Annotated in this window: 15 protein-coding genes and 4 tRNA genes; 4 read left to right on the top strand and 15 right to left on the bottom strand. The window is 59.2% G+C overall.

Going from position 1 to position 15,468, the window contains the following annotated elements:
- The 6 genes from ACFO24_RS03845 to ACFO24_RS03820 all read right to left on the bottom strand — a co-directional run.
- On the bottom strand, positions 1 to 108 hold a 108-nt coding region (locus tag ACFO24_RS03845), incomplete at its 3' end, for a GTP-binding protein (protein WP_377736915.1).
- 64 nt (positions 109 to 172) lie between these two features.
- Positions 173 to 247 (bottom strand) — tRNA-Thr (locus tag ACFO24_RS03840).
- A gap of 25 nt (positions 248 to 272) precedes the next feature.
- Positions 273 to 346 (bottom strand) — tRNA-Gly (locus ACFO24_RS03835).
- A 36-nt stretch (positions 347 to 382) separates the two neighbouring features.
- Positions 383 to 468 (bottom strand) — tRNA-Tyr (locus ACFO24_RS03830).
- A 43-nt stretch (positions 469 to 511) separates the two neighbouring features.
- Positions 512 to 587: transfer RNA gene (locus tag ACFO24_RS03825), tRNA-Arg, on the bottom strand.
- A gap of 83 nt (positions 588 to 670) precedes the next feature.
- The gene (locus ACFO24_RS03820) at positions 671 to 1,297 is read right to left on the bottom strand and encodes a TetR family transcriptional regulator (RefSeq protein WP_207575679.1); all 627 of its coding nucleotides are present in this window, start codon (positions 1,295 to 1,297) and stop codon (positions 671 to 673) included.
- Between the two features lie 167 nt (positions 1,298 to 1,464).
- Between ACFO24_RS03820 and ACFO24_RS03815 the strand changes: the two genes are divergently transcribed.
- The 4 genes from ACFO24_RS03815 to ACFO24_RS03800 all read left to right on the top strand — a co-directional run bounded on the left by ACFO24_RS03815 (position 1,465) and on the right by ACFO24_RS03800 (position 8,009).
- The gene (locus tag ACFO24_RS03815; protein WP_377736914.1) at positions 1,465 to 2,688 is read left to right on the top strand and encodes an efflux RND transporter periplasmic adaptor subunit; all 1,224 of its coding nucleotides are present in this window, start codon (positions 1,465 to 1,467) and stop codon (positions 2,686 to 2,688) included.
- Positions 2,689 to 2,700: 12 nt separating this feature from the next.
- On the top strand, positions 2,701 to 5,862 hold the full coding sequence (locus ACFO24_RS03810; RefSeq protein WP_377736913.1) for an efflux RND transporter permease subunit: 3,162 nt from the start codon (positions 2,701 to 2,703) through the stop codon (positions 5,860 to 5,862).
- Positions 5,855 to 7,306 (top strand): efflux transporter outer membrane subunit, encoded by a 1,452-nt coding sequence (locus ACFO24_RS03805; RefSeq protein WP_377736912.1) that lies wholly within the window; start codon positions 5,855 to 5,857, stop codon positions 7,304 to 7,306. Before ACFO24_RS03810 ends, ACFO24_RS03805 begins: the two co-directional genes overlap by 8 nt.
- A gap of 211 nt (positions 7,307 to 7,517) precedes the next feature.
- Entirely contained in the window at positions 7,518 to 8,009 is a 492-nt protein-coding gene (locus tag ACFO24_RS03800) for a c-type cytochrome (protein WP_377736911.1), read from the top strand.
- A gap of 68 nt (positions 8,010 to 8,077) precedes the next feature.
- Here the strand turns inward: ACFO24_RS03800 and ACFO24_RS03795 are convergent, their stop codons facing one another.
- The 9 genes from ACFO24_RS03795 to atpB all read right to left on the bottom strand — a co-directional run bounded on the left by ACFO24_RS03795 (position 8,078) and on the right by atpB (position 15,467).
- Entirely contained in the window at positions 8,078 to 8,617 is a 540-nt protein-coding gene (locus ACFO24_RS03795; protein ID WP_377736910.1) for a DUF2946 family protein, read from the bottom strand.
- Positions 8,618 to 8,772: 155 nt separating this feature from the next.
- A complete protein-coding gene (locus tag ACFO24_RS03790; protein WP_377736908.1) occupies positions 8,773 to 9,189 on the bottom strand; it encodes a F0F1 ATP synthase subunit epsilon in 417 nt (138 codons plus the stop codon).
- Between the two features lie 85 nt (positions 9,190 to 9,274).
- Positions 9,275 to 10,708: a F0F1 ATP synthase subunit beta gene (atpD, locus tag ACFO24_RS03785; RefSeq protein WP_377736907.1), complete on the bottom strand. Its 1,434-nt coding sequence runs from the start codon at positions 10,706 to 10,708 to the stop codon at positions 9,275 to 9,277.
- A gap of 34 nt (positions 10,709 to 10,742) precedes the next feature.
- Positions 10,743 to 11,612, bottom strand: coding sequence for a F0F1 ATP synthase subunit gamma (gene atpG / locus ACFO24_RS03780; RefSeq protein WP_377736905.1), 870 nt, complete (start codon positions 11,610 to 11,612; stop codon positions 10,743 to 10,745).
- An 18-nt stretch (positions 11,613 to 11,630) separates the two neighbouring features.
- A complete protein-coding gene (gene atpA / locus ACFO24_RS03775) occupies positions 11,631 to 13,190 on the bottom strand; it encodes a F0F1 ATP synthase subunit alpha (protein ID WP_207575670.1) in 1,560 nt (519 codons plus the stop codon).
- A gap of 55 nt (positions 13,191 to 13,245) precedes the next feature.
- The gene (locus ACFO24_RS03770) at positions 13,246 to 13,782 is read right to left on the bottom strand and encodes a F0F1 ATP synthase subunit delta (RefSeq protein WP_207575669.1); all 537 of its coding nucleotides are present in this window, start codon (positions 13,780 to 13,782) and stop codon (positions 13,246 to 13,248) included.
- Positions 13,783 to 13,794: 12 nt separating this feature from the next.
- Positions 13,795 to 14,265 (bottom strand): F0F1 ATP synthase subunit B, encoded by a 471-nt coding sequence (locus ACFO24_RS03765; RefSeq protein WP_207575668.1) that lies wholly within the window; start codon positions 14,263 to 14,265, stop codon positions 13,795 to 13,797.
- A 36-nt stretch (positions 14,266 to 14,301) separates the two neighbouring features.
- Entirely contained in the window at positions 14,302 to 14,550 is a 249-nt protein-coding gene (gene atpE / locus ACFO24_RS03760; RefSeq protein WP_091458130.1) for a F0F1 ATP synthase subunit C, read from the bottom strand.
- 53 nt (positions 14,551 to 14,603) lie between these two features.
- Complete coding sequence (gene atpB / locus ACFO24_RS03755) at positions 14,604 to 15,467, bottom strand: F0F1 ATP synthase subunit A (protein ID WP_377736904.1); 864 nt, start codon at positions 15,465 to 15,467, stop codon at positions 14,604 to 14,606.
- Position 15,468 lies beyond the last annotated feature (1 nt).

The raw sequence follows: 15,468 nt of genomic DNA, 5'->3' as shown, positions 1-15,468 counted from the left end.
CAGCACCGTTGCCAAAGCAGCGGTCAGCGTGGTTTTACCGTGGTCCACGTGGCCGATGGTGCCCACGTTTACGTGGGGCTTCGACCGTTCAAATTTCTCTTTTGCCATTTTTTCGACTCCGAAAAAAATTAAATGCCAACCTCAAAAATGCAGGCAACACCAGCACCGTACTTGGTGCCCATGGGCAGGATCGAACTGCCGACCTCTCCCTTACCAAGGGAGTGCTCTACCACTGAGCCACATGGGCATGACGCTTTACAGCGCACTCACTCTGGAGCGGGAGACGGGAATCGAACCCGCGTCATCAGCTTGGAAGGCTGGGGTTCTACCATTGAACTACTCCCGCATAACAAACGCCACAGAGTGGCGCTTGTTAAATATATGGTGGAGGAGGCTGGATTCGAACCAGCGTAGGCGTAAGCCAACAGATTTACAGTCTGCCCCCTTTAGCCACTCGGGCACTCCTCCGGGAAAGTCTTCGATTGTAGCAGATTTTTTATGATTTTTTACTTGGCGCGGCTGGCGGGGATCGAACCCACGACCCTTGGCTTCGGAGGCCAATACTCTATCCACTGAGCTACAGCCGCTTTAGCGCCGCTGCGCAAAATAAGCAAAAAAATCTGCAAGCTGCAATTGTAGCGTGATTTTTAGAATTTTTTCAGCTTTGGCATCATTTTTCAGCCGACAAACCCAAGCTTTGCAAATAAAACCGTGCAAGTTGCTGAGTTTCCTCGCACAGCGAGCCTTGCCCGCCACGCAGCAGCCACGCATGCAAGAGTCCATCAAACAGCGCTTGCAACCCCTTGGCAGCCAGTCCCACAGGCAGCGGCAGCGGCTGGGCACAGGCTTGCTGAGCGGCCAGCAAATCTTGCTCCAGCAGTGCAATGCAGCGATCGACACCCCGCACCCAGCGCTGCTGCACGGCCGCCAAGTCACCGACATGTTCGACTTTGAACATGGCCAGCTCAAACACCCGGCGCACGCGGGCATCTTCGGAAACCACCTGTGCAATCAAGGCAAAGCGCTCCAGGATTCTGGTGATGGGCGCTGTCTTTGCTGCAGCACCATCCAGGAGCAGCCCTTGCTCGATGGGCAGTGTGACGCGCTGGAGCATGGCATCGAAAAGATCTAGTTTGTCTTTAAAGTGCCAATACACCGCCCCACGGGTCAAGCCCGCGCACTGCGCCACATCCGCCAGCGAGGCACCCGACACGCCACGCTCATAAAACACCTGCTCGGCCGCATCCAGCAGCCGCCCTCGGGTTATTTCTGCATCTTCTTTGGTTTTGCGCGCCATTACACTCGTGTCCTCTCTTTATAAATACCCCTTGGTGTACAGGGTTAGTAAAAAATTTTACTAAAATGCCCATTTTATACATTCATGGATGTATGCAATTAATCCCTGGGAATTCAATTGCAAAATTGAAGCTCCGTCTTTTCTGCTCGCCCCAACAACAATTCATCATGCGTACTCACCCCCGCCTTTCACCCTCTTGGGCTTTGCGCCCACTGCTGCCCCTGGCCGTGGTCAGCGCCCTGACACTGGCCGCTTGTGGAGAGCACAATGCCGCCCCGCAAAAACCTGCCGGGGGTGCTGCCCCCCAGGTGCCGGTTGGCGTGGTGACGGCCACGCCGGCAGAGGTGGGGCTGCTGACCGAATTGCCGGGCCGCGTTGAGGCCTCGCGGGTCGCCGAAATTCGCGCCCGCAGTGCGGGCATTTTGCAAAAGCGCTTGTTCACGGAAGGCTCGGACGTGAAGGCCAATCAGGTCTTATTTGAAATAGATGCAGCACCTTACGCAGCTGCGGTGCAGAGTGCGCAAGCTAATCTTGCTCAAGCACAAGCGAATGCTGCGCAAGCAGCTATACAGTTTGAGCGTTTTCAGGCCTTGATTGATACCAATGCGATCAGCAAGCAAGACTTTGACAACGCCAAAGCCAGCCATTTGCAGGCCCAGGCCCAGGTCAAAGCCGCGCAGGCCAGTGTGCGCACGGCGCAAATCAACTTGGGTTACACCAAGGTGACGGCCCCGATTGCCGGCCGCATTGGCCGGGCGCTGGTCACGGAAGGGGCGTTGGTCGGGCAAGGGGAAGCCACCGCCTTGGCCGTGGTGCAGCAAATCGATCCGCTGTTTGTCAATTTCACCCAGTCGGCCAGCGATGCTTTTGCGCTGCGCAAAGCCATCCAGGCCGGTCAGCTGCAAAACCCCGGAAAACAGGCTGGTGCCGTGCACATCGTGCTGGACGATGGCAGCCTGTATGAGCACACAGGCCAATTGCTCTTTACGGATCTGAGCGTGGATGCCAGCACCGGGCAGGTCACGCTGCGTGCTGAGGTGCCCAACCCGAACGGTTTGTTGCTGCCCGGTCAGTATGTGCGCATTCGACTGGAGCAGGCCCAGGTGGCCAATGCGATTGCGCTGCCCCAACAGGCCGTCACACGCACCGAGCAAGGCGATATGGTGACGGTGGTCAGCCCCGAGGGCGCAACCTCACCACGCAAAGTGCAGGTGCGCCACGCCGACGGCAATCGTTGGCTGGTGGATGGGGGCTTGCAAGCGGGCGAGCAGGTGATGGTCGATGGCTTCCAAAAGCTGCAAATGCTGCCACCGGGCACCCCCGTCAAAGCCGTGCCCTGGCAAGCGCCTGGGGCCGCTGCGGCGCCATCTACTGCTGCTGCAGCGCAATAAGTCGAGGGCAACATGGCACGATTTTTTATTGACCGCCCCATTTTTGCCTGGGTGCTGGCACTGTTCATCAGCGTTTTGGGCTTGGTGGCAATCCAGCAACTTCCGATTTCCCAATACCCGCCTGTGGCCCCGCCCAGCGTGGTGATTAGCGTCGCTTATCCGGGGGCCTCGGCCCAGACGCTGGAGGACAGTGTGCTGGCGGTGATCGAGCGCGAGATGAACGGCTCGCCCGGCATGATTTACATGGAGTCGGTCGCCCAGGCCAACGGCACCGGCTCGGTGACGATCAGTTTTCAGCCCGGCACCGATCCCGACCTGGCACAGGTGGATGTACAAAACCGCCTGTCCCGCGCTACGCCACGCCTGCCCTCGGTGGTGACCCAGCAGGGTGTGCGGGTGGACCAAGCGCGCTCCAACTTTTTGCTCTTTACCATTTTGTCTTCGTCCAACCCGGACATCGACACGGCCGCCTTGAGTGACTACGCCGCGCGCAATATTCAGCCTGAGCTGCAGCGTATTCCAGGCATTGGGCAGGTGCAGCTGTTTGGTTCTGAGCGGGCCATGCGCATCTGGATCGATCCCGTCAAGCTGACTGGCTTTGCCCTGACCCCAGCCGATGTCAATGCCGCCATCCGCGCCCAAAACGCCCAGGTGGCCAGCGGTGCCATTGGTGATTTGCCCAACCTCACCGGGCAAGGCATTACCGCCACCGTGGTGGTCAATGGCCAGCTCAGTACGGTTGAGCAATTTGGCAACATCACCCTGCGGGCCAACCCCGATGGCTCGACGGTGCGCCTCAAAGACGTGGCCCGCATCGAGCTGGGCAGCCAGGCCTATGCCACCTCGGCCCGGCTGAACGGCACAACCGGGGTGGGCATGGGTGTGCAGCTCACACCCGATGGCAATGCCTTGCAAGCGGCCAAAGATGTCCACGCCAAACTTGAAGAGTTGAAAAAATTCTTCCCTGCAGGCGTAGAAGCCACCGTGCCCTACGACAGCTCCACCTTTGTCGATATCTCCATCACCAAAGTCGTCCACACCTTGTTGGAAGCGACCGCTTTGGTGTTTTTGGTGATGTTTTTGTTTTTGCAAAACTGGCGTTACACCGTCATCCCCACCCTGGTGGTGCCGATTGCCCTGCTGGGCACCTTTGGCGTGCTCTTGGCGCTGGGTTTTTCCATCAACGTGCTGACCATGTTTGGCATGGTGCTGGTGATCGGCATCGTGGTGGACGATGCCATTGTGGTGGTCGAGAACGTCGAACGCATCATGAGCGAAGAGGGTTTGCCGCCCCTAGAGGCCTCGCGCAAGGCGATGCGCCAAATCTCGGGGGCCATCATTGGCGTGACCGTGGTGCTGGTGTCGGTGTTTGTGCCGCTGGCTTTTTTCTCGGGCGCTACGGGCAATATTTACCGCCAGTTCTCGGCGGTCATGGTCGCCTCGATCTCGTTCTCGGCGTTTATGGCGCTGACCCTCACGCCCGCGCTGTGCGCCACCTTGCTCAAGCCGGTTGAAGCGGGCCACCACCACGAAAAGAAAGGCTTTTTCGGCTGGTTCAACCGCAGCTTCAACCGCACTTCCAAACGCTACCAGGGCCTGGTGGCCCGCACCCTGCGCGGTGCCGGGCGCACACTGATCATTTACGGGGCCATTGCCGCGGCGGCCGCCGTGATTTACCAGCGCCTGCCCACCTCTTTTCTGCCCTCCGAAGACCAGGGCTACATCATTGTGAACGTGCAACTGCCGCCGGGTGCCACCCAAGAGCGCACCTTGGCCGTGATGGAGCAGATCGAAGGCTTTGTACTCAAGCAAGAGGAAGTGGCCAATATGGTCAGCGTGCTGGGCTTTAGCTTCTCAGGCCAAGGGCAGAACATGGGCCTGGCCTTTGTGCCCCTGAAACCCTGGGACGAGCGCACAGGCGCTGCACATTCTGCCGATGCCCTGGCCGGTCGCATCATGGGGGCCATGGCCGGGGTGCGCGATGCTTTTATCTTCGCCCTGAACCCGCCGCCCATCCCTGAGCTGGGCAACGCCACCGGCTTTACCTTCCGCCTGCAAGACCGCAATGGCGCAGGCCACGATGCCTTGGTCAATGCCCGCAACCAGCTGCTGGGCATGGCCATGCAAAGCAAGGTGCTGGCCCAGGTGCGCCCCGATGGTCTGGAAGATGCACCGCAGCTGCAAATCGACATTGACCGCGACAAAGCCAATGCGCTGGGCGTGGGCTTTGATGCCATCAATAGCGCCCTGTCCACCGCCCTGGGCTCCAGCTATGTGAACGACTTCCCCAACCAAGGGCGCATGCAGCGCGTGGTCGTGCAAGCCGAAGCCACCGGCCGCATGCAAGGCGATGACCTGCTGGCCATGCATGTGCGCAACGCCCAAGGCCAGACCCTGCCGCTGTCCACCTTTGCCAGCACGCGCTGGATCAAAGGGGCCCAGCAAACCGTGCGCTACAACGGCTACCCGGCCATGCGCATTGCCGGCGGTGCCGCCCCGGGCTTTAGCACCGGCGATGCCATGGCCGAAATGGAGCGCCTGGCGGCGCAACTGCCCCCCGGCTTTGGCTACGAGTGGACCGGCCAGTCGCGCGAAGAAAAACTCGCCGGCTCCCAGGCCCTGGTGCTCTACGGCTTTGCCGTGCTGGCGGTCTTTTTGTGCCTGGCAGCGTTGTATGAAAGCTGGTCGATTCCCCTGGCGGTGATCTTGGTCGTGCCCCTGGGCGTGCTGGGTGTGCTGCTGGCGATTTTGCTGCGCGGCTATACCAACGACGTGTACTTCCAGGTGGGCTTGATCACGGTCATTGGCCTGTCAGCGAAAAACGCTATTTTGATTATCGAATTTGCCAAGGACTTGCAAGCCCAGGGCAAAAGCGTTGCCGCAGCGGCGCTACAGGCGGCCCAACTGCGCTTTCGCCCTATCGTCATGACCTCGATGGCCTTTGGCCTGGGCGTATTGCCCCTAGTACTGGCCAGCGGCGCGGGCGCAGCCAGCCAGCGGGCCATTGGCACTGGGGTGCTGGGCGGGGTGATCACTGGCACCGTCTTGGCCGTGATTTTTGTGCCGGTCTTCTTTGTTGTCGTGCGCACCGTGTTCAAAGGCAGCGCCCGCCAGCAAGAAATGAACCGCCGCCATGCTTTAGAAGCCGGAATTGGACCGCAAACCGATGACTAACCATTTTTTACTCACCACCCTCGCCGCTGCCAGCACGCTGCTGGCCGGCTGCTCGCTCATCCCCGCGTACGAACGCCCAGCCGCCCCGGTGGCACCGCACTACGCTGGTGCGGCTGATGCCGCTGCGGCCAAGCCAAGCGAGACGGCCACGGCTGTGGCACTGCAGTGGAGCCGCTACTTCACCGATGCCCAGTTGCAAGAACTCATCGGCATCGCCTTGGCCAACAACCGCGACCTGCGCGTAGCCGCCTTGAACCTGGACAAAGCGCAGGCGCAATTCCAGATTCAGCGCTCAGCCTTGGCCCCGCAGCTGGCCGCCCAGGGCAACGCCACCCGGGGCAATAACCAAAGCACGGGCGAATTGGGCAATACTTTTATAGCTGGAATCACAGTACCAGCTTGGGAATTAGACTTTTTTGGCCGAATTCGCAGCTTAAAGAGTGCGGCACTAGCTCAGTATTTTGCAACTGACGAAGCACGCCAAGCCTACGAACTGGCCCTGGTGGCCAGCGTGGCCCAAGGTTGGCTGACGCTGCTGGCCGATGAGGAGCTGCTGGAGCTGTCCAGCCGCACCCTGGCCACGCGCCAAGAATCCATGCGCCTGACCCAGCTGCGCTTTGACACCGGTATCAGCTCTGAGCTGGACCTGCGCCAGGCCCAATCCCTGGTCGAGGCGGCCCGCGTCACCACCGCCCAGCAAAAGCGCCAACGCGCCGAGCACGAAAACGCCCTGGTGCTGCTGCTGGGCCAAGAGCTGCCCGCCAGCGCACGCACCGCACTGCAAACCACACGGCTGGCCACGATCGCGCCCATGGCCGACATTCCGGCGGGCCTGCCCTCCGACCTGCTCACCCACCGCCCCGACATTCGCCAGGCCGAGCAGCAACTGCTCTCGGCCAACGCCAATATCGGCGCAGCCCGGGCGGCGTTCTTCCCCAGCATTTCGCTCACCGGCCAGTACGGCAGCGTCAGCCCCGAACTGTCTGACCTGTTTAAATCGGGCACCTGGGGCTTTAACGCCGGGGCCAGCATCAACCTGCCCATCTTTACCGCCGGGCGCAACTTGGCCAATTTGCGCGTTGCCAAAGCAGACCGCGAAATTGCCGTGGCGCAGTACGAAAAAGCCATTCAAGTGGGCTTCAAAGAAGTCTCCGACGCCCTGGCCGGACGCAGCACCCTGGGCGAACAAGCCCAGGCACAAGCAGCCCAAACCGCTGCCGAACGCCGCCGCTTTGAACTGGCCGACCTGCGCTACCGCAACGGCGTGGCCAGCTACCTCGACTTGCTCGATGCCCAGCGCTCGCTGTTCGCCCTGGAGCAAGCCGACGTGCAAACCCGCTTGCTGCAGCAGATCAACCAAATTCAGCTCTATAAAGCCTTGGGCGGCGGCTGGAACACCCCCAGCACCGCCCACCCCAACCGCAACCATCCACCACAAGGCTAAGAGCGTTTGGGCGATGCGCGTGCAGTGCACCAAGCCCTTGCCGTGTACGGGGAGCACGGCACGACTTGAGCCACAGCAACAAAACCCCTATGGATATAATGCCTTCTTTGTTTTTCAGCCCTTCCCCATCACCGGGATCACCCACTTGCGCCCGCTGACGCCACCCGCTTAGGTGATGGGGTGATGCCTTTTTCACCGTCTTGAGAACGCCATGAACGCGCCCCAAAAAAACGCCGGTTCCTCCTCTTCGAAAACTTTTTTTCTGCTGGCCACCATTGCCGGCTTGGGCCTGAGTGCGGCCTTGGTCAATATTGGAGCCCCTTCGGGCAGCGTCCCCAGCACGACCAGTGACCTGGCCAAAGCCCAGCGCTTGCAAAAAGTGGGCTCGGTGACGCTAAAAACGGTACAAAAAGACCGCCCCCTGGCCACCGGGGAAGAGGTTTACAAAGCCCAATGCGCAGCCTGCCACGCCGCGGGCATCTCCGGCGCCCCGATCTTTGGCAATGCCGATGCCTGGGGCCCGCGCCTGGGCCAAGGGTTTGAAGCGCTAGTGCAATCGGTGCTGCATGGCAAAGGGGCCATGAGTGCGCAAAGCGGCGGGCAATTTACCGACTTTGAAATCTCCCGCGCCGTGGCCTATGTCGCCAATGCGGGCGGTGGCAAGTTTGCTGATCCGCAAGCCCCGGCTGCAGAAGAAAAATAAAAGTACGCTCAAGGCACAACGAAAAACAGGCTGGGACATACCCAGCCTGTTTTTTTACGCCCGGCGACTCACTCTGCGCCCACAGGGGCTTGCAGCTGCGGGCTGCGTACAAAGCCAAACTGTTGCGGCAAACCAGCCCAGGCCACGGTTTGCGGGGCGGGCCAACGCCCCTGCTCCAGCAACTCAGCGGCCAGCCACATATCCTGGGTATGCACCAGGCCCAGACCCGCGGCACTGACCGCGTAGAGCAAGCCGTTTTCATCGACCAGGCACTGCTGGGGCTGCGCACAGGCACCCGTGGGGCTGTGTACCTGGCCATCGGCCTGCACCCGCCACACCAGCGGGGTGTTTTCTAACTCGACAAACACCCGCTGCGGGCCATTTTGAAAAAACCAGCACCCTTGCGCATCGGCCGCGTAGTTGCGCTCAATAAAGCCAATCAGCTGGGTGTGCTCCAGGCGGGAGCCTTTGCTGTGCGCAAAATCGCCGGCGGCTTGCGCCGCCAAATCACGCAGCCACCACTGGCCGCGCTGGTCCAGCCCCAGCCAGCCATAGCAGTGCAGCACATTGGGCCACTTGCGCATGGCTTGTTCTACGATGGCATCCATTACCGACTCCTATAAAAATAGCTCTTTGCGCTGATTTATTAAGTGTTTTAGCTGCTTTTATCACTCAAGCCCAGCATCAGCAAGCGGCACATGCTCTTTTTTTAGGTATAAAAAAACCACCCGAAGGTGGTTTTCTTGCTGGTTCCATGGTGCGCTTAGCGCTGGCCACGGAAGCGGCGCACTGCGGCCAGCTGGGCCGCCAGCACCGACAGTTCCAACTGGGCACGGGCCAAGTCCATGTCGTTTTTGGCATTTTTCAATGCTTCTTCAGCCGCAGCCTGGGCTTCTTTGGCTTTTTGCTCGTCCAGGTCTTTGCCGCGAATGGCGGTGTCCGACAGGACGGTGACGCAATTGGGCTGCACTTCCAGAATGCCACCGGCCACGAAGACGAACTCTTCGCTGCCATCGGCCTTCTCGATACGCACCGAGCCGGGCTTGATACGGGTGATCAGCGGGGTGTGCTTAGGCAAAATGCCCAACTCGCCAGACTCGCCGGGCAAGGCCACAAAACGTGCGGCACCCGAGAAGATGGACTCTTCGGCACTGACCACATCAACGTGGATGGTGTTCATCGTGGGCTCTCCTTAGAAAAAGCGAAACAAGGGGGAACAGCAAGGGCAGCGGAATAAAAATGTTTTCATTCCGCTGCCAAGCTGCTTAGGCCGCCAGTTTCTTGGCCTTCTCAAAGGCTTCGTCGATGGTACCGACCATGTAGAACGCCTGCTCGGGCAGGTGGTCGCACTCGCCAGCCACAATCATCTTGAAGCCGCGAATGGTTTCTGCCAGGGGCACGTACTTGCCAGGGGCACCGGTAAACACTTCGGCCACGTGGAAAGGCTGCGACAGGAAACGCTGGATCTTACGGGCGCGGGCCACCGTCAGCTTGTCTTCCGGTGCCAGTTCGTCCATACCCAGAATGGCGATGATGTCGCGCAGCTCTTTGTAGCGCTGCAGCGTGCCCTGCACGGAGCGGGCCACGCTGTAGTGCTCTTCGCCCACCACTTGGGGGTCGAGCTGGCGGCTGGTCGAGTCCAGCGGATCCACAGCGGGGTAGATACCCAGGGCGGCAATGTCACGCGACAGCACCACGGTGGAGTCCAAGTGGGCAAAGGTCGTGGCAGGCGAAGGGTCGGTCAAGTCGTCGGCAGGCACGTACACGGCCTGGATCGAAGTGATCGAGCCCACCTTGGTCGAGGTAATGCGCTCTTGCAGCTTGCCCATTTCTTCGGCCAGCGTAGGCTGGTAGCCCACCGCCGAAGGCATACGGCCCAGCAAAGCGGACACTTCGGTACCGGCCAGGGTGTAACGGTAGATGTTGTCCACAAAGAACAACACGTCACGGCCTTCATCACGGAAGGCTTCAGCCATGGTCAGACCGGTCAGGGCCACGCGCAAACGGTTGCCTGGCGGCTCGTTCATCTGGCCATACACCATGGCCACTTTGGATTCACCCAAGTTGGCTTGGTTGACCACACCGGCATCGCTCATCTCGTGGTAGAAGTCGTTGCCCTCACGGGTACGCTCACCCACGCCAGCAAACACGGACAGACCCGAGTGCGCCTTGGCGATGTTGTTGATCAACTCCATCATGTTCACGGTCTTGCCCACACCGGCACCACCGAACAGGCCCACCTTGCCGCCCTTGGCGAAGGGGCAAACCAAGTCAATCACCTTGATGCCGGTTTCCAGCAGTTCCTGCGAGGGCGACAGTTCGTCGTACGCAGGCGCCTTGCGGTGGATCGAGGCGGTCAGCGCCTGATCGACGGGACCGCGCTCGTCGATGGGGTTGCCTAGCACGTCCATGATTCGGCCCAGGGTGGCCTTACCCACAGGCACGGTAATGGGGTTACCGGTATTGGTGACCATCAGGCCACGCTTCAAACCGTCCGAAGAACCCAGGGCAATGGTACGCACCACGCCGTCGCCCAGCTGTTGCTGCACTTCCAGGGTCAGGGCCGAGCCCTCGAGTTTCAAGGCGTCGTACACCTTGGGCATCTGGTTGCGCGGGAACTCTACGTCCACCACAGCGCCGATACACTGAACAATCTTGCCCTGAACGCCTGCGTTCACTTGGGTGTTCTCTTGAGCCATTTCGTTTGCTCCAATTTCTTTACTGTTAAAGCGGTTACACAGCGGCAGCGCCGGCGACGATTTCCGACAACTCGGTAGTAATCGCGGCTTGGCGCGTCTTGTTGTAGACGAGCTTTAACTCATTGATGACGTTGCCCGCGTTGTCCGTTGCCGCTTTCATGGCCACCATGCGTGCCGATTGCTCGCTGGCCATGTTTTCGGCAACCGCTTGGTAGACCAGGGATTCGACATAGCGCACCAGCAGATCGTCAATGACAGTCTGCGCGTCCGGTTCGTAGATGTACTCCCACGATGCGCCCGTTTTATTGGCCTGCATTTGTTCGTTGGACAGGGGCAGCAGCTGCTCGACCACCGACTCTTGCTTCATGGTGTTGATGAACTTGGTGTAGCACAGGTACACCGCATTCAACTTGCCTTCTGCGTACTGGTCGAGCAGTGATTTCACTGGCCCAATCAGTTTGTCTAAGTGGGGCTGATCGCCCAAACCGGTGACTTGCGAGACCACTTTCACGCCCGAGCGGTTCAAAAACCCCAGGCCTTTGTTGCCAATGGCCACAGCTTCGACCGCAACGCCTGCACCTTGCAAATCACGCACCTTGTTGATGACGACGCGCAGCACGTTGGTATTCAAACCACCGCACAGGCCTTTGTCCGTGGTAACCACGATGACACCGGCCTTTTTCGCGTCGCCGTTCACTTGCATGAACGGGTGCGTGTATTCAGGATTGGCTTCGCCCAGGTGGGCGGCAATGTTGCGGACCTTTTCGCTGTAGGGGCGAGCCGCCAGCATCCGCTCCTGCGCTTTGCGCATTTTGGATGCAGCCACCATTTCCATGGCTTTGGTGATCTTCTTGGTGTTTTCCACCGATTTGATCTGGCTGCGAATTTCCTTACCTACTGCCATAAGGCCTCCTCGTCCGGATTAAGCGAACGACTTCTTGAACGCAGCAATGGCAGCGGTCAATTCGGCTTCGTCCTTGCCTTCTTTGTCGAAGGCGCGGTTGGCGTTCAGGCGGTCAAGCAAAGCGGCGTGGCTGGTTTTCAGGAACTGGTGCAAACCAGCTTCGAAGGCCAACACCTGCTTGACATCCACATCGTCCATATAGCCCTTGTTCACTGCGAACAGGGTTACGCCCATGACGGCGGTGGACAGGGGCGAGTACTGGGCTTGCTTGAGCAATTCAGTCACGCGGGCACCACGGTCGAGCTGCTTGCGCGTGGCATCGTCCAGGTCCGAGGCAAACTGGGCAAAAGCCGCCAATTCACGGTACTGGGCCAAGTCGGTACGGATACCGCCAGACAGGCCTTTGATCAGCTTGGTCTGAGCGGCACCACCCACGCGGGACACCGAGATACCGGCGTTGATAGCGGGACGGATACCGGCGTTGAACAGGCTGGTTTCCAAGAAAATCTGGCCGTCGGTAATCGAAATCACGTTGGTCGGTACGAAAGCCGAAACGTCACCCGCTTGGGTTTCGATAATGGGCAAGGCGGTCAGCGAGCCGGTTTTGCCTTTGACTTCGCCGTTGGTGAAAGCTTCGACGTAGTCGGCATTCACGCGGGCAGCGCGCTCCAGCAAGCGGCTGTGGAGATAGAACACGTCGCCAGGGAAGGCTTCGCGGCCTGGTGGGCGTCGCAGCAGCAGCGACACTTGGCGGTAAGCCACCGCTTGTTTGGACAGGTCGTCGTACACGATCAGGGCGTCTTCACCGCGATCGCGGAAGTATTCGCCCATGGTGCAGCCCGAGTAGGCCGACACGTACTGCATGGCAGCCGAGTCCGAAGCCGTCGCCGCCACCACGATGGTGTAGTCCATGGCGCCGGCTTGTTCCAGCGCACGCACCACGTTCTTGATCGACGAAGCTTTTTGACCAATGGCCACGTACACGCAGGTCACGCCTTGGCCTTTTTGGTTGATGATGGCATCAATGGCCACGGCCGTTTTACCGGTCTGGCGGTCACCAATGATCAACTCACGCTGACCACGGCCAATCGGCACCATCGAGTCAATCGACTTGATACCGGTTTGCAGCGGCTGGTCCACCGACTGGCGAGCGATCACGCCAGGGGCGACTTTTTCGATCACGTCGGTCATCTTGGCGTTGATCGGGCCTTTGCCGTCAATCGGCTGACCCAGAGCGTTCACCACGCGGCCAATCAGCTCAGGGCCGACGGGCACTTCCAAGATGCGGCCGGTGCATTTAACAACATCACCTTCGGAGATGTGCTCGTAAGCGCCCAAAATCACGGCACCCACGGAATCACGCTCCAAGTTCAAGGCCAGCCCAAACGAGGGTTGGCCATTGGCATCAGCCGGGAATTCGAGCATCTCGCCCTGCATCACATCAGACAAGCCGTGCACGCGCACGATACCGTCGGTCACCGACACCACAGTGCCTTGATTACGGATATCGCTGCCAGCTTCCAGCCCCTCGATGCGGCTCTTAATCAGTTCAGAAATTTCTGCGGGATTGAGTTGCATGACTCTTTCCTTCTTCCTTTAAGTTAGCCCAGTCCTTACACACGATGCATTTGCATTACGCGGTAAGGGCCGCTTTCATTTGTTCCAAACGAGCTTTGACGGAGGTGTCCAGCACCTCATCGCCTACGACAACGCGCACGCCACCGATCAAGCTCTCATCGACCTTGACCGACAGATTCAGCTTGCGTGCAAAGCGCTTTTCCAGCACGCCGGCCAAGTCGGCCAGCGCTGCTTCATCCATCGGGAAGGCGCTGTACACGACGGCATCCGAAGTGCCGCTGCGTTGATTGACAAGCCCACGAAACTGCACTGCCATTTCGGGCAAGGCATCGAGGCGGCCATTTTCTAGTACGACACGCAAGAAATTACGTGCCGCATCGGGCAATGCCGAGCGGGCGACACCCGTGATGACACCCAGCACTTGCTCTGGAGTCACTTTAGGGTTGTCGGCCAGCTGGCGCAATTGCGGATCGGCGGCAATCGCCGCCAATTCGTCCACCCAAGCGACAGTACCTTTCAGGTCTGCGCTTTGCGCGCAGGCTTTGAACAAGGCTTCCGCGTAAGGGCGGGCAATGGTGGCGAGTTCTGCCATGGTTGCTCTTCCTTACAGCTCTGTCTTCAGGCGGCTGAGCAAATCAGCATGGGCGCCAGCATTGACTTCCTTGCGCAGGATTTGCTCGGCACCTTTTACGGCCAGTGCGGCCACTTGCTCACGCAGGGCTTCACGGGCGGCAATGGCTTGCTGCTCAGCTTCGGCGCGGGCAGCGGCAACAATTTTGTTACCTTCCTCTGTCGCACGTGCTTTGGCTTCTTCAACGATGGCCTGGGCGCGACGATCGGCGTCCGCAAGGCGCGAAGCTGTTTCGTTGCGTGCCTGGCCCAATTCCTGCTCTACGCGCTGGTTGGCAGCACGCAGTTCGGATTTGGCTTTGTCAGCAGCAGCGAGGCCATCGGCGATTTTCTGGGCTCGCTCATCCAGTGCTTTCGCGATCGGGGGCCACACGAATGTCATCGTGAACCACACCAAGATCAGGAAAACAATGGCCTGAACGAACAGGGTCGCGTTAATACTCACGGCAACACCTTTCTATTCTTCGGCGTTGATGGGAGCTTAGGCCAGGACGAAGGGGTTGGCAAAAGCGAACAGCAGGGCGATAGCGACACCAATCAGGAAAGCAGCGTCGATCAGACCGGCCAAAATAAACATTTTGGTTTGCAGCTCGTTGATCAGTTCAGGCTGGCGAGCAGAAGCCTCCAGGAACTTGCCGCCCATCAGAGCGATACCGATCGAAGCGCCAATCGCGCCCAAACCAACGATCAGACCACAGGCCAGAGCAACGAGACCGAGAATGTTTTCCATGATGACTCCTAGAGATGAAAGAAAGGTTGAAAAGTTAAAGGGAAAGCGAAGGTTTAGTGAGCTTCATGCGCCTGGCCGAGGTAAATCAGCGTCAGCATCATGAAAATGAAGGCTTGCAGGGTGATGATCAAAATATGGAAAATCGCCCAAATCGTGCCTGCAATGATGTGCCCCACGGGGAGCAACACACCAGAGAGCGACATCGCCGCCGCGCCACCCATCAGGGCAATCAGACAGAACACCAACTCACCAGCGTACATGTTGCCAAACAGTCGCATCCCGTGCGATACCGTTTTAGCAACGTATTCAATGATCTGCATGGCAAAGTTCACCACGCCTAAGATAACGGCAAATACAGGGTTTTTGCTGGTGCCAAAGGGGGCGGTAACCAGCTCATGCGCCCAGCCGCCCATGCCTTTGATCTTGACGCTGTACACAAAGCACAGAATCAGCACTGCCGAGGACAGCCCCAGCGTGGTGGAAAGATCGGCCGTGGGCACAACACGCAAGTAGGCATGGGAGTCACCCAGGGCCGTCTGCCACAGCACGGGCAGCAGATCGACGGGCAGCAAATCCATGGCGTTCATCGCAAAAATCCAGACAAACACGGTCAGTGCCAGCGGTGCAATGAATTTACGGCTTTGGGCATTGTGGATGTTGGCTTTGGCTTGGTTATCCACCATCTCCACCAGCATTTCTACAGCGGCTTGGAAACGCCCGGGTACGCCAGAGGTGGCCTTGCGGGCACCGAGCCACAGCAGGAACACTGCCAAGGCACCCGTCAGGATACCAACCACAATGGAGTCAATGTTTACCACCGAAAAATCGATGATGCTCTTCTGCTTGATGTTTTGCAGATGTTGCAAGTGGTGAACAATGTATTCACTTGCGGTGGGGGCGTGTGCATCAGCAGCCATC

The sequence above is a fragment of the Comamonas denitrificans genome (assembly GCF_042654745.1).
Taxonomy (GTDB): domain Bacteria; phylum Pseudomonadota; class Gammaproteobacteria; order Burkholderiales; family Burkholderiaceae_C; genus Comamonas; species Comamonas denitrificans.
This window is presented reverse-complemented; position numbering and strand designations above follow the sequence as displayed.